General features: G+C 64.2%; 11 protein-coding genes. 4 read left to right on the top strand and 7 right to left on the bottom strand.

The features are described from left to right. Positions 1–208: 208 nt before the first annotated feature. Positions 209–1,201 (bottom strand): ABC transporter substrate-binding protein, encoded by a 993-nt coding sequence (locus tag ACIQTZ_RS23525; RefSeq protein WP_400337672.1) that lies wholly within the window; start codon positions 1,199–1,201, stop codon positions 209–211. 271 nt (positions 1,202–1,472) lie between these two features. Between ACIQTZ_RS23525 and ACIQTZ_RS23520 the strand changes: the two genes are divergently transcribed. Together ACIQTZ_RS23520 and ACIQTZ_RS23515 are read left to right on the top strand one after the other, a co-directional pair. Further along, complete coding sequence (locus ACIQTZ_RS23520; protein ID WP_402984704.1) at positions 1,473–2,462, top strand: LLM class flavin-dependent oxidoreductase; 990 nt, start codon at positions 1,473–1,475, stop codon at positions 2,460–2,462. A gap of 140 nt (positions 2,463–2,602) precedes the next feature. After that, positions 2,603–5,239 (top strand): trehalase-like domain-containing protein, encoded by a 2,637-nt coding sequence (locus tag ACIQTZ_RS23515; RefSeq protein ID WP_402984701.1) that lies wholly within the window; start codon positions 2,603–2,605, stop codon positions 5,237–5,239. 67 nt (positions 5,240–5,306) lie between these two features. On the opposite strand, the gene ACIQTZ_RS23510 is transcribed toward ACIQTZ_RS23515, so the two are convergent. Beyond that, positions 5,307–6,233: an AEC family transporter gene (locus ACIQTZ_RS23510; protein WP_402984698.1), complete on the bottom strand. Its 927-nt coding sequence runs from the start codon at positions 6,231–6,233 to the stop codon at positions 5,307–5,309. A 166-nt stretch (positions 6,234–6,399) separates the two neighbouring features. Beyond that, entirely contained in the window at positions 6,400–6,831 is a 432-nt protein-coding gene (gene panD, locus ACIQTZ_RS23505; protein ID WP_400337660.1) for an aspartate 1-decarboxylase, read from the bottom strand. A gap of 127 nt (positions 6,832–6,958) precedes the next feature. Here panD and ACIQTZ_RS23500 point away from each other — a divergent pair, with 127 nt between their 5' ends. Further along, positions 6,959–7,882: an AEC family transporter gene (locus ACIQTZ_RS23500; protein ID WP_402984695.1), complete on the top strand. Its 924-nt coding sequence runs from the start codon at positions 6,959–6,961 to the stop codon at positions 7,880–7,882. Positions 7,883–7,983: 101 nt separating this feature from the next. Here the strand turns inward: ACIQTZ_RS23500 and ACIQTZ_RS23495 are convergent, their stop codons facing one another. From ACIQTZ_RS23495 to ACIQTZ_RS23480, 4 genes are read right to left on the bottom strand one after another with little or no spacing between them, the layout of a single operon-like run. Next, entirely contained in the window at positions 7,984–9,450 is a 1,467-nt protein-coding gene (locus ACIQTZ_RS23495; protein WP_402984692.1) for a rhamnulokinase family protein, read from the bottom strand. Between the two features lie 8 nt (positions 9,451–9,458). Beyond that, entirely contained in the window at positions 9,459–11,489 is a 2,031-nt protein-coding gene (locus tag ACIQTZ_RS23490) for a bifunctional aldolase/short-chain dehydrogenase (RefSeq protein WP_402984690.1), read from the bottom strand. 4 nt (positions 11,490–11,493) lie between these two features. After that, positions 11,494–12,660, bottom strand: coding sequence for an L-rhamnose isomerase (gene rhaI / locus ACIQTZ_RS23485; RefSeq protein ID WP_402984688.1), 1,167 nt, complete (start codon positions 12,658–12,660; stop codon positions 11,494–11,496). Further along, a complete protein-coding gene (locus tag ACIQTZ_RS23480; RefSeq protein WP_400337647.1) occupies positions 12,657–13,031 on the bottom strand; it encodes an L-rhamnose mutarotase in 375 nt (124 codons plus the stop codon). The genes rhaI and ACIQTZ_RS23480 overlap by 4 nt, the downstream gene beginning before the upstream one ends. Positions 13,032–13,159: 128 nt before the next feature. Between ACIQTZ_RS23480 and ACIQTZ_RS23475 the strand changes: the two genes are divergently transcribed. Further along, positions 13,160–14,176 carry a LacI family DNA-binding transcriptional regulator gene (locus ACIQTZ_RS23475; RefSeq protein WP_402984686.1) on the top strand — a complete coding sequence of 339 codons (1,017 nt, stop codon included), beginning with the start codon at positions 13,160–13,162 and terminating at the stop codon, positions 14,174–14,176. Positions 14,177–14,296 lie beyond the last annotated feature (120 nt).

Below are 14,296 nucleotides of genomic sequence, written 5' to 3'. Positions count from 1 at the left end.
AAATCAACAAACTCCCGCCGGGCGTCCAACGAAAAATTCCTGACCACAACACGCTCCATCAATCAGAGCGTTGCAACGACCCTATGACTCCGCCCTCTGAAAACGCGCACTAATGCGACCCAGTTGGGGGAGCGCAACGCAAGAATCCCCGCCGGTTGGTGTCCGGCGGGGATTCGGCGTCGGCAGGTCTGCCTGCCGAGAGCGGTTCCTACTTCTTGGGCAGGCCTGCCGGGTTCAGTTCCGAGGCAGGGATCGCCTCGGAGGAGAGGCCCCAACGGTCCAGGATCTTGCCGTAGTTGCCATCCTTGATGAGCTTGTTCAGGGCAGTCTGGGCCGCGAGAGCCAGGCCGTTGCCCTTCTTGGTGGTGAAAGCGATCTCTGCCTTCAACGGCCAGCCGCCCTCAAGCGTTCCCACCTGCTTGGTCTTGCCATCCTTGGCGGCCTTGTAGGCTGCGGAGGCGTTCGGTCCGAACGTGAGGTCCGCACGTCCGGACTGGAGGGCCAGCTGGGAGGCGGAGTCGTCGTCGTAGTACTGGAAGTCAACCGGCTTCAGGCCGTTCTTCTTGTTCTCCTCGTCCCACCGAACCAGGATGGCTTCCTGGTTGGTTCCGGAGCCCACAATGATGCGTTTGCCGGCAACATCCTTGGCTTCCTTGACCTCGCCTATGTCCGAGTCGCTCTTGGCGTAGAAGCCCAGGAGGTCATTGCGGTAGGTGGCGAAGTCGAACTTTTCCTTGCGGGCCTCGGTGACTGTCACATTGGAAAGGACGGCCTCATACTTCCCGGATTCGACGCCGAGCGGCCAGTCCGCCCAGGCGACCGGAAGGACTTCGACCTGCAAGCCGAGGGTCTCGCCCACGGCATAGGCGATGTCCACTTCGCTGCCGATGAGGGTTTTGTTGTCGGAGGCGAAGAGGCTCAATGGCGCCGCGCCGCCGGTGGTTACGACCGTGAGCTTGCCGTCGGCCTTGATGGCGTCCGGCACCTGCGCGGCAGCGGCGGAGTCGACCTCGACCTTGATGCGGTTTTGTTCTGGCGTCAGGTTGAATTCTTTGGTTGTTGCGCTGGAAGAAGCGTTCGACGCCGGAGCACTCGCCCCGGTTGCCGCCGTCGCGCCCGGATCCGAGCAGGCCGCGAGGCCCAGAAGAGCAGTGGCGGCCAGCGCCGCGGTGACGCCGGTTTTGGCTGCGAAACGTGCCATGGATACCCCTTGATTGAAGTCTGATGCGTACTTGTGGCTGCAACTATCCGGCAGGGCGTTCAGCGTGGTCAAAGCACGTTGACACGCTGGGATACAGGCGTTCACAGCGGTTAATCGGGCGTCGAACGGGGTCACAATGGGGGGCCTTAACTGGCTGCGGCAGGGTCCGCGACGCAACTCACAGAAATAAGCCGGGTACCGCCGTCGTTGTCGATTAAGTGCGCCGCCACCCTTCCGGCCGCAACCGTGAAACGTACCGAAAGGCATCCCCGTGACTGTTCCTCTTTCCATCCTGGACCTCGCGACCATCGGAAAGGACCAGACGGTAGCGGAAAGCCTCGCCGGCAGCGTTGCCATGGCACAGAAGGCCGAAGAGCTGGGGTACCGCCGGGTTTGGTACGCGGAGCACCACAACATGTCCGCCATCGCGTCCTCGGCAACGAGCGTCCTGATCGCCCACGTTGCTGCCCACACCACCAGCATCCGGCTGGGTGCGGGCGGCATCATGCTGCCCAACCACTCGCCCCTGACCATTGCCGAGCAGTTCGGCACGCTGGAGACGCTGCACCCCGGACGCATCGATCTTGGCCTGGGACGTGCTCCCGGCAGCGATCAGAACACCATGCGTGCTCTGCGCCGCGACCACACCTCGTCGGACAGCTTCCCGCAGGATGTCCTTGAGTTGCAGGGATACCTCACCGGTCCCACGCGCATCCAAGGCGTGGAGGCGACGCCGGGAAAGGGCACCAATGTTCCTCTGTACATCCTCGGATCCTCCCTTTTCGGCGCCCAATTGGCCGCTCAACTTGGACTCCCGTATGCCTTTGCTTCGCATTTCGCGCCGGCTGCCCTGCGTGATGCCGTGGCCATCTACCGCCGCGACTTCAAACCATCTGAGCAGTTGTCCGAACCACACGTGATCGCCGGAGTGAACGTCACCGCGGCGGACAGCAACGCCGAAGCACAGGCGATCTTCCAAGCTGTGAAGCGCGCCCGTGTCTCCCTTTTCTTTGGCGGCGGCCGGCAGTTCACCGACGATGAGGCGGACCTCATCCTGGACTCGCCACAGGGCCAGCACATTCCCCAAATGGTCAAGTATTCCGCCGTGGGCACCCCCGAGGTTGTGGGCGAGTACCTCGAAGAGTTCGCCAAGCATGCAGACGCGGATGAGCTCATCGTGGCGCACCAGAGTACCGGTACCGGGGAACGCCTTCGCTCGGTGGAGTTGGTGGCCCAGGTGGCCGGGCTCGTTTCGGCTTAGGCAGCAGCGCCCACCGGCAGGCCGCCAGGGTGGCTCCGGGAGGCCTGCCGGAAAAAAATTTAACGCTTCTGCAATTACGCGGTATACGAGGGAAACATTTCGGGCGGAAACTATACGTATCCGCTTCGGAAGGATTCGCCATGCCTACGCCGTTGAACCAAACAGTCGCCGATTCCGCACTGTTGATGAACTCGCTGCCGCTTGGCCTGCTGCGCTCGTTCGTCCGTCCCCACGAGGACCAAGGGATCACCGAGGAACTCATGGCGGACCTGAAGATCCTCTCGCGGGAGCCGGGACTGCTGGTGGCGTGCAACTACGGCGGCACGCTGCACTCGGCCGAGGGCGTCTCCACCGAAACCCTGCCCCTGGACAGTGCGGCCGTGGCCCTGCGCGCGCTCGCGGCCTTGCCCAACACGCACACTGCCATCATCTCGGGACGTTCGCTGCGGGACCTCGCCGCGGTGTCCAGGCTGCCCGCGGAAGTCCACTTGGTGGGTTCGCACGGCGTTGAGTTCGACATGGGGTTTGCCTACAACCTGACCCTCGCCACCGAAACGCTGCTCCAGCAGGTAGCCACGGCCCTGACGGAAGCTGTCGCCTATGAGAAGGGCGTCAGCATCGTGCGCAAACCCGCTGGCGTGGCAGTCCACACGCGGCCCGCGGCACCCGAAGTGGTGGAGCGCGTCATCTTCAAATCCCAGCAGATCGCCATCGAGTTCGGGGTCTATTTCATCGTCGACGGCACCGTGCTGGACCTGACAGTGGACGAGCCTGCGAAAGGCAAGGCGCTTGAGACGCTCCGGCAGCGGCTTGGCGTCAGCGCCGCGCTCTTTGCCGGCGATGCGGCGAGCGACGAGAAGGCACTCGCCACCCTGCGTGGTCCGGACCTGGGCCTGCACGTCGGGCCGGGACAGACGACGGCGGCCTACACGCTTCCGGACCCGGAAGCCTTTGCGCGGGTGCTGGCTTTGCTGTTCGAACTTCGGCGTTCCTGGCTCTTCGGCGAGGACGCCGTGGGGCTGGAACGGCATTCAATGATCGGCAATGGAACCTCCACCGCCCTGCTGACCCCGGATGCGAAAGTCTGCTGGATGAGCCACCCGCTGCCGGATTCGGGGTCGTTGTTCGCCCACATCCTGGGCGGCGATCCGGCGGGGCACTTCAGCATCGAACCCGTTAAGCCATCGCCGGTGCTGGCCCAGCGCTACGTGGACAACACCATGATCGTGGAAACCCGCTGGGCGGATGTCACGGTGACGGATTACCTCGAGCCTGCTCCGGAAGGCATCACCAGTTTGGTCCGCGTGCTTTCCGGCACCGGCACGGCAAGGGTGGTGTTCGCGCCCCGGCCGGACTACGCCAATGCTCCCTTCAACATGGAGATCCGCGGCCACGAAGTGCATGTGGTTGGAACGTCCGATCCAATCATCCTCATCGCCCCGGGCGTGGACTTCACCATCACCAACGACTCCCGGCATGCCACCGCTACCGCCGAGGTGCCGCTGCAGTACGGCCCCATCGTGCTGAACCTGCGCTGCGGGGATACCGAGTCGTTGCCCGCGGACCTCGCGGGTGAGGCTGAGCGGAGGGCCGCCGTCGGGCAGTCTTCGCGGGACTGGGTCAAGTCACTGCAGCTACCCACCGTCAATACGTCCTTGGTACGGCGTTCGGCGCTGGTCCTGAAGTCGCTGGTCCACGAGCCCACGGGGGCCGTCCTGGCCGCGCCCACCACGTCACTGCCGGAGGGGATCGGTGGCACCCGCAACTGGGACTACCGCTACTGCTGGCTGCGGGACGGGTCCATGACCGTGAACGCGCTGGTGGGGCTCGGGTCCACAGAGGAGGCCGATGGCTTCCTGCGTTGGCTGGGCCGGATCCTGGACAACGCACCTGGGCCGGAATGGCTGCACCCGCTGTATTCGGTGACCGGTGCTCCGCTTTCCACCGAAGCCATCGTGGAGAGCCTGCCGGGTTATGCCGGATCGCGTCCCGTCCGGATCGGCAACGCAGCGGACCACCAGGTCCAATTGGACGTCTTCGGTCCCATTGCCGAGCTGATCCATGACCTCGGTGAACGCCGCGGCTACCTCCCGGATGAGCATTGGTTCCTCATGGAGCAGATGGCCCACGCCGTTATTGCGCGCTGGCACGAGCCGGACCATGGCATCTGGGAAGCCCGCCGGCCACCCCGGCACCACGTCTACAGCAAGGTGATGTGCTGGGTGACGCTGGACAGGGCGCTCAAGGCGGCTGCTTTGCATGGCCGCACTGCGCATGCCGACTGGTCCTCCACAGCAGACACCATCCGCGAGGAAGTCCTCCGCGAAGGGTGGGACGACTCCGCGGCCTCCTACACGGTTGCCTACGACAGCCCCGACCTCGATGCTGCCGTGCTTCACATTGGCTTGTCCGGGCTCATTGATGTCCAGGACCAGCGCTTCCTTGACACCGTGACAGCGGTTGAGCGCGAATTGCGTGTTGGTCCCACGGTCTTCCGGTACAGGTACGACGACGGACTGCCGGGCTTGGAAGGCGGCTTCCACATCTGCACCACGTGGTTGATCGAGGCATACCTTGCTGTTGGCCGTTTGGACGATGCGTTGGAACTGTTCAACCAACTGGTGGCCTTGTTTGGGCCCACGGGTTTGTTGCCTGAGGAATACGATCCCGCCACGGAGACCCATCTGGGCAACCATCCGCAGGCCTACTCGCACCTGGGCTTCATCCGCTGCGCCCAACTCCTGGACCACTACCTGGCCCACGCGGACGTCGAATAACCCCAACTGAGTCGCAGTTGTGCGCGTTTTGAGGGCTCAAAACGCGCACAAATGCGACCTAGTTGGGTCAGGTGAGCAGCAGGGCCACGGCGATCATCGCGGGGACGGCAACAACCGTCGTGATCAACACAGTGTCCTTGGCCACCGTGATTCCCGCCTGGTAGCGGTTGGCCGCGACAAACACGTTTTGTGCGGTTGGCAAGGCAGACGTCACCACCACCGCGAACAGGGCGTGCCCGTCCATGTTCAGCGCAAAACGCGCGAACAAATAGGCAACCAGCGGATGCACGATCAATTTGAAGCCACTGGCCAGCAAGGTATCCAGCCTCCGACCGGTGTCTTTCTGGAGGGGCTTTGAACCATTGAGGCTCATCCCGAACGCCATGAGCATGGCCGGAATAGCGGCCCCGCCGATCAAATGGATTGGTTCCAGGATGAGCTGTGGGACCTGGAAGCCCGTGCCCGCCACGATCAAGCCCAGCGCCGAACCCACGATCATCGGATTCTTCACGATCATCAGCAGGAAGCGCAGGGGAGTGGTGCGATGCGTGCTGGTGCTGGCATCGAGGGCCATGAGGTACATCGGGGTGAAGAAGGCGAGCTGGAAAATCAGGAGTGGAGCCACATAGCTGGCGTCGCCCAGGACGAACACCGCGATGGGGATGCCGAGGTTTGCCGAGTTGGCCAGCGACGAACTCATGGAGGACATGAGGGACTCCGGCAGGCTCCGCTTGAGCCAGAACTTCACGATCAGGAAGAACAGCAGGCCCGTGATCATCGCCCCAACGGCGGTAACCAGCAGGGGCGCCGCAAACACATCATGGAGCTTGGCCTTGCTCAGGGTTTCGAACAACAAAGCCGGGCTCGCCACGAAGAACGTCAGCGAACTCAGCACCGAACGGGCGTTCTCACCGAGCAACCCGCGCCGCCCAACGAACATGCCCACCAGGATGATGGCCCACACCACGAAGAACCCGGAGAGGACGCCGATCATGACGCTGTGCTGGCGGGGAGGAGGTGGGTCACGCCTCCAGCCTAATCAGATTTATTCGACCGGTAAGCGTTTTCGGACCCCTGGTCCGTCATCCGGACAGCCCGGAAACGCGCTCGACGGCGGCACTCTGGTGAGTGCCGCCGTCGTACGTTTGCGTGTGGCTGGGTCAGCTGAGGTGCGCCGCGTTGCTCAAGGCGTGCGGCGGGCGCAGCAGGCCCGGGGTGTGTGCCTCGGCGGGGTCGTTGCCAAGCTGCAGGATTTGGTTTTCCTGGCCGACGTGAACCACTTTGGGCTGGTATGACCTGGCCTCTTCGGTGGTCATCTGGGCGTAGGTGATCAGGATGACGAGATCGCCAACATGGACCTGGTGGGCAGCGGCGCCGTTGATGCCGATGACGCCCGAACCGCGCTCGCCGGCGATGGTGTAGGTCTCCAGGCGGGCTCCGTTGGTGATGTCCACGATGGACACGAGCTCACCCGGCAGAATGTCGGCAGCGTCCAGGAGGTCCAGGTCAACCGTGACTGAGCCAACGTAGTGGAGGTCGGCGTGGGTCACCGTGGCACGGTGGATCTTGGACTTGAACATTGTGCGGATCATAGTGCCACCAGTTTAGCGCGGGACCCTTCACGGGCGCTGTGACGTAGCAGACGTTCGCTGCCCGGGTGGCGTGAAAGCGGTTACCATCGCTGGGGGCCACCATCTGCCGAATAGAAGGACACGAAGCTTGGACGGAGTACTGAAGGGCTTCTTTGTGGTGGGCATCGTCCTGCTGGTGGGCTACATCCTGGGAAAGACCAACGCGCTGGGACCGCAGGGGAGCAAAGTCCTCTCCACCCTGACGTTCATGGTGGGCTTGCCGAGCCTCATGTTCTCCACCATTGCCTCCCGCCACATCAGTGACGTCCTGAGTCCGACGGGCTTGATCTCGGTGGTCACAGCCTCGGCGGTGATGCTCGTGTTCGCCCTGTCCGGCACCATCTTCCGCTGGGGTGTCCGGCGGACCACCATCGGCGCTTTGGCCACGGGAATCGTGAACTCCACCAACCTCGGCGTCCCGCTGTCCCAATACATCCTGGGAAGCACCACGTACGTCGTGCCCATCATGTTGTTCCAATTGGCTCTGGTGACTCCCATCGCCCTGACCATCCTGGACCTCACCAACCCGGCCGCTACCAAGGTGTCCGTGTGGCGCGTCCTGTCCACGCCTTTCCGGAATCCCGTCACCGTGGCGGCGATCCTTGGCGTCATCGTGAGCGCGGCCGGCATCCAATTGCCTGACTGGACGCTGGACCCCATGAAGCTCGTGGCACAGCTCGCAGTGCCGCTCATGTTGATTATCTTCGGCATGTCACTCCACGGACTTTCGGCCGGGCAGGGGATCGGAGACCGGGCGCCCACCACGCTTGCTGTGGTGCTGAAGTCAGCGGTCCAGCCCGCCTTGGCCTGGGTGCTGGCGGTCTTCGTGTTCCGGTTGGATTCCTTCAGCACGTTCGTGGTCACGGCCTGTGCCATCCTGCCGACCGGTCAGAACGTGGTGCTCTACGCGCTCCGGTACGGCGTGGGCCAGAAGATCGCCCAATCAACTGCAGTGACCACGTCCATCCTGGCAGTGCCGTTGCTGCTGGGGGCGGCCTGGCTCATGGGCTGAGCTCCGGGGCTGGCCATGGCACCGCGTGGACGCGGGAAACATGCCAAGACCCGCGCAAAGTTCCAGCGCCCCGGCGCGTTTCCCGCGAAACCAGCGAAGCGTCAGTCGTAGCGCGTCAAGTCGGTTCCCGCCGCCACGAGCTGCCTTAGCTCCGCCAGCCCGCCCTGCACTACACCAGCCGCACGTGCCTGGACAAGGACGTTACCCAGCGCCGTCGCTTCGACGGGGCCGGCGATCACTGCTTTGCCTGTTGCGTCGGCGGTGAGTTGGCACAGGAGCCGGTTTTGCGAGCCGCCGCCCACCACGTGCACCACGGACGTGGCGCGGCCGGTGAGGCGTTCGGCGTCGGCCAGGGTGCGGGCGTAACCGGCTGCGAGGCTGTCCAGAATGCAACGCACGACGGCGGCAGGCCGGTCCGCGAGCACCTCGCCGTTGTGCCGCACGGCTGCACGGATGCGCTCGGGCATATTGTCCGGGGCGGTGAAGGCGGGGTCGTCGGCGTTGATGTGCGGGCCCCCGTGAGGGAGTGCCGCGGCTGCGTCGAGCAACGCCGGGAGTGATTGGTTGAAGCCTTGGGCGGCCCACGTGCGCTGGCATTCGCTGAGCAGCCAGAGACCGCCCACGTTGCGGAGGTACCGGATGGTTCCATCGACGCCGCGTTCGTTGGTGAAGTTGGCTGTGCGGCTGGCTTCAGAGAGGACGGGTTTGTCCAGTTCGACACCCACCAGGGACCAGGTGCCGGAGGAGATGTAGGCGAAATCCGCACCCGATGCCGGGACTGCGGCAACGGCCGAGGCGGTGTCGTGGGAACCTACGGCCACCACCCGGGTATCGGCAGCGAGTCCCGTTCGTTCGGCCACCGAGGGCAGCAGCGTGCCTACGGTTTCACCGGGTTGGATCAACGGCGGGAAGATGTCCTGCGGGAGGCCGAGCGCGTCCAGGAAATCAACCGCCCAGTCACCGGCCACGGCATCGAAGAGCCCCGTAGTGGAGGCATTGGTTGCCTCCGTGCGGCGCTGGCCCGTGAGGAGGAAGGCGATCAGGTCCGGGATGAGCAGTGCTTGCAAACCGTCCAGGGTCGGTTCGGCAGCGAGCTGATAGATGGTGTTGAACTGCAGGAACTGCAAGCCCGTGGTGGCGTAGAGCCGCTCCGGCGGGATGACGGCGTGGACGCGCGCCACGGTCGAGCGGCTTCGTTCGTCCCTGTAGCTGTAGGGAACCGAGACGAGCTCCCCGGAAGCATCAACCAGCCCATAGTCCACCGCCCAGGTGTCGATGCCGATGCTGGCGATCCGTTCGCCGTTGCCGGCGGCCACGGAAGCGGCAGCCGCCAGGCCCTTGAGTACCTCAGCGAAAAGGGCGTTGAAGTCCCAGTGGAGGCCGCCGTCGTACTCCACAACGCCGTTGGGGAACCTGTGCACGGTTTCCAGCGTCGCCCCTGTGGAGGGGGAGACGCGGCCGAGCATGACGCGGCCTGAGGATGCGCCAATGTCGACGGCGGCGAAGACGTGGGGAGCGGGCACCGCCCCGGCGTTGGCCGGGGCGGTGCTGGTTGCTGCGTTTGTCACGGGATGACCTATCGGAGGAACGCTGCTGCGACGCCGGCGTCCACGGGGATGTGGAGGCCGGTGGTGTGGGAGAGTTCGTTGCTGGTGAGCACGGCGGCGGCGTTGGCCACGTGTTCGGGGAGGACTTCGCGCTTGAGGAGGGTGCGCTGGGCGTAGTACTCGCCCAGTTTTTCCTCGTCCACGCCGTAGACCGCAGCGCGTTTGGCGCCCCAGCCGCCGGCGAAGATGCCGGAGCCGCGGACCACGCCGTCGGGGTTGATGCCGTTGACGCGGATGCCGTGATCGCCCAGTTCCGCGGCGAGCAGGCGGACCTGGTGGGCCTGGTCTGCTTTGGTGGCGGAGTAAGCGATGTTGTTGGGCCCGGCGAACACGGAGTTCTTGGAGGAGATGTAGATGATGTCTCCGCCCAGGCCCTGGTCGATCATGACCTTGGCGGCGGCCTTGGAGACCAGGAACGAGCCCTTGGCCATGACGTTGTGCTGCAGGTCCCAGTCCTTCTCGGTGGTTTCCAGCAGCGGCTTGGAGATGGACAGGCCGGCGTTGTTGACCACCAGGTCCAGGCCACCGAACGCGAGGACAGCTTCCTGGATCGCCGTTGCGATTTGGGTTTCGTTCGTGACGTCGGCCTGGACACCGATGGCGACATCCGCGCCGCCCAGTTCCTCCGCGACGGCTTGGGCGTTCTCAAGGTTCAGGTCGGCAATCACCACGCACGCGCCGTCGGACGCCAAACGGGTGGCGATCGCCTTGCCGATGCCCGACGCCGCACCGGTGACCAGCGCGATACGGGTCGCGTGGGACTTGGGCTTGGGCATCCGGGCGAGCTTGGCTTCTTCCAACGCCCAGTACTCAATACGGAACTTCTCGGATTCCTCGATCGGGGCGTAGGTGGAGATCGCTTCGGCGCCGCGCATCACGTTGATGGCGTTGAGGTAGAACTCACCGGCCACACGGGCGGTCTGCTTGTCCTTGCCGAAGGAGAACATGCCCACACCGGGGATGAGCACGATCGCCGGGTCGGCGCCACGCAACGCAGGTGAATCGGCGTCGGCGTGGCGGTCGTAGTAGGCCTGGTAATCCTCACGGTATTCGGCGTGCAGTTCCTTCAACCGCGCCACGGAGTCTTCGATGGAAGCGTCTGCGGGCAGGTCCAGGATCAGCGGCTTGACCTTGGTGCGGAGGAAGTGGTCCGGGCAGGACGTGCCGAGGGCGCCGAGGCGCGGATGCGCTTCGGCGGCGAGGAAGTCCAGGACGACGGCGTCATCGCTGAAGTGCCCCAGTTGCGGTTTGTCCGTGGAGGCCAGGCCGCGGATCACCGGGGCGAGCGCTGCCGCTTTGGCGCGCCGTTCTGCCTCGGGGAGCGCGGAGTAGCCGGGCAGGGCGGGTCCGAAGGGCTCGGCTTTGCCGTTCTCCTTGATATAGGTCTCAGCGGTATCGATGATCCACAGCGAGTTCGCCTCGGCCTCTTCGCTGGTGGCACCCCAGGCCGTGATGCCGTGCCCGCCCAGGATGGTGCCGATGGCTTGCGGGTTGGTTTCCTTGATCGCGGCGATGTCCAGGCCCAGTTGGAATCCGGGGCGGCGCCAGGGAACCCACACCACCTTGTCGCCGAAGATCTTCGAGGTGAGGGCTTCTCCGTCCACGGCCGTGGCGATCGCGATGCCCGAGTCCGGGTGCAGGTGGTCAACGTGCGCGGCGTCCACGAGGCCGTGCATGGCGGTGTCGATCGAGGGTGCCGCGCCGCCCTTTCCGTGGAGGCAGTAATCGAACGCGGCAACCATTTCGTCTTCACGTTCGACGCCGGGGTAAACAGACTTGAGTGCCTGGAGCCGGTCGAGCCGGAGCACTGCAAGGTTCTCAGCCTTGAGTGTGCCGAGGTCGCCACCGGAGCCCTTCACCCAGAGCAGCTCGACGTCCTGGCCCGTGACCGGGTCCTTCTCGGTGCCTTTGGCGGAGGTGTTGCCGCCGGCGAAGTTGGTGTTCCGCTTGTCCGCGCCGAGGCGGTTGGAACGGGAAATCAGGTCTTCAACAGTGCTCATAGCTTTACGCGCCCCATCCGGCTTGCTGGCCGCCTGCGCGGTCCTCGTTGATCTTCTTCTGGTAGCCGCTGGCCTTGTAGGCAGCGATCGGGTCGGCGGGCAGGCCGCGGGATTCACGCCACTCGGCAAGGGCCGGGCGGACGTCGGTGTAGAAGGCATCGTTGAAGATGCCGTTCGCGGCCAGGACATCCCCGGCACGCTGCGCCTCGTTCAACGCTGCGGTGTCCACGAGCAGGGCGCGGGCCGTCATTTCCTGGACGTTCAGGACCGAGCGGATCTGGCCTGGGATCTTCTCTTCCAGGTTGTGGCACTGGTCCAGCATCAGGGCGACGCCGGAGTCCTTGCCGAAGCCGCCGCCGCGGATGACTTCGTGCATGATCCGGAACAGCTGGAACGGATCGGCCGCGCCAACAATCAGGTCGTCGTCGGCGTAGAAGCGGGAGTTGAAGTCGAAGGAACCGAGCTTGCCGAGGCGCAGGAGCTGCATCACGATGAACTCGATGTTGGTGCCCGGGGCGTGGTGGCCGGTGTCCAGGCACACGAACGCCTTCTCGCCGAGGGCCAGGGTCTGGGCGTATGAAGTACCCCAGTCCGGAACATCGGTGTGGTAGAAAGCCGGCTCGAAGAACTTGTACTCCAGCACCAGGCGCTGCTCATCGCCCAGGGCCGCGTAGATCTCCTGCAGCGACTCGGCCAGGCGGTCCTGACGGCCACGCATATCGTCCTGGCCGGGGTAGTTGGTGCCATCAGCGAGCCAGATCTTCAAATCCTTGGACCCGGTAGCGTGCATGATCCCGATGCAGTCCAGGTGGTGCTCGATCGCCCGGCGACGCACCGATTCGTTGGACGAGGTCAGGGAACCGAACTTGTATTCGTCGTCCTGGAAGGTGTTCGAGTTGATGGTGCCCAGCCCAACGCCCAGACCCTCCGCATATTCACGCAGCGCGGTGTAGTCGTCCACCTTGTCCCACGGGATATGCAGCGCAACCGTCGGGGCCAGGCCCGTGAGCTCGTGGACCTTCGCAGCGTCTGCGATCTTTTCCTGCACAGTGCGCGGGGTACCCGGAGTGCCGAAGACCTTGAACCGCGTCCCCGAATTCCCATAGGCCCAGGACGGCACTTCAATGGCCAGTTCTCCCAAGCGGCCCAGGGCCGATTCTGTGGTGTTCATGCTTGTTCCTTCTCATGGGTGGTGGCGTTGCCGGCCTTGCTTGCTGAAGCCAGTTGGTCTTCCAGGTTGAAAACTTCTTCGACGATCTCGAAGCCCTCGTCCGGAGGGACATCGCTGTTGGCGAAGAGGGTGGCCATTTCCGCTTGCCAGCGGGCGTTGACCTCGGTGACGGCCATGCGGGCTTGCGCTTGCGCATAGTCATCACATTCCAAGTAGCCAATGAGCTGCCCGTCTGACGCGAGAAACAGTGAGTAGTTGTTCCACCCCGCGTCCTTGAGGGCACGGAGCATTTCGGGCCAAACGGCTGCGTGGCGGCGCTTGTACTCGTCCATCAGCTCGGGGTGGACGGAGGAGCGGAAACATACCCTCATCTGCGGTTCTCCGGGGTTACTCGTCTTTGAATCGTTTCATTTGTTACGATTCAAATTACCCTCGGATAAAGGAGGGTGTCAAGGCGTTTCCTGCAGGTGAGACGAGAAGACAGCGGAGATTGGAAAGCATGTCCCAAACAGCGAGCATCAAAGACGTTGCCACCCACGCCAAGGTTGCCGTGGGCACTGTTTCCAACGTGCTCAACTACCCGGACCGAGTCTCGCAGCGCACCAAGGAGCGAGTGCTTAAATCCATCGCTGAACTTGGATTTGTGCGGAATGACGCCGCCCGCCAATTGCGCGCCGGCCAGAGCCGCACCATCGGCTTGATCGTGCTGGACGTCGGCAACCCTTTCTTTTCCTCCGTAGCCCGGGCAGCAGAGGACGCCGCTACGGCGCTGGGTAGTGTGGTGCTGGTGGGGGACAGCGGCCAGGACGCTTCCCGCGAAGTGCACTACATGGACTTGTTCCAGGAACAGCGCGTCCAGGGCCTGCTCATTTCCCCCGTGGGTGACGTCGCCGAGCGAATCGACACTTTGCGTGAACGTGGAGTGCCCACGGTCCTGGTGGATCAGTTGGCCGACACTGATCGCTGCAGTTCAGTTTCCGTGGATGATGAAGAAGGCGGCTACCTCGCTGCCCGGCACCTGCTGGAGACGGGCCGCCGTCGTCTGGCTTTTGTTGGCACCCCGTCGATCCGTCAGGTGGCGCATCGACTCAAGGGCGCGCAGCGTGCCGTTTCCGAAGTGGACGGAGCCACCATCGAGGTCCTGGACTCCGCGGGCCAAACCGTCCTTGCCGGCCGCCAGGTGGGCAACACGTTGGTGGAGCGTTCGCCGGTGGACCGTCCGGAAGCTGTCTTCTGCTCCAACGACCTCCTGGCGCTTGGCGTGATGCAGTCGCTCACCATGCTCAGGACCGTGCGCATCCCGGAGGATATTGCCCTGATCGGTTACGACGACATTGACTTTGCGATCTCCGCCGTCGTGCCCCTCTCCTCCATCCGCCAGCCCACCGAAGCCTTGGGCCGGACCGCCATCGAACTCCTCGCTGAAGAGCAGGACAGCGGCGGAACCAAGCACCGTGCCGTCGTCTTCACGCCCGAACTGGTGGTCCGCCAAAGCACGTCCGGCTCACCCAACTGAGTCGCAGTTGTGCGCGTTTTGAGGGCGGCGGAGTCAAGGGGTGGGAGCAACGCTGGGGGGTTAGGCCGCTTGTAGCAGCTGGTTAAGCCGGTTGGCTGGGGTTTCGAGGTTGAGGGTGGG

The sequence above is a fragment of the Paenarthrobacter sp. NPDC090520 genome (assembly GCF_044769205.1).
Taxonomy (GTDB): domain Bacteria; phylum Actinomycetota; class Actinomycetes; order Actinomycetales; family Micrococcaceae; genus Arthrobacter.
This window is presented reverse-complemented; position numbering and strand designations above follow the sequence as displayed.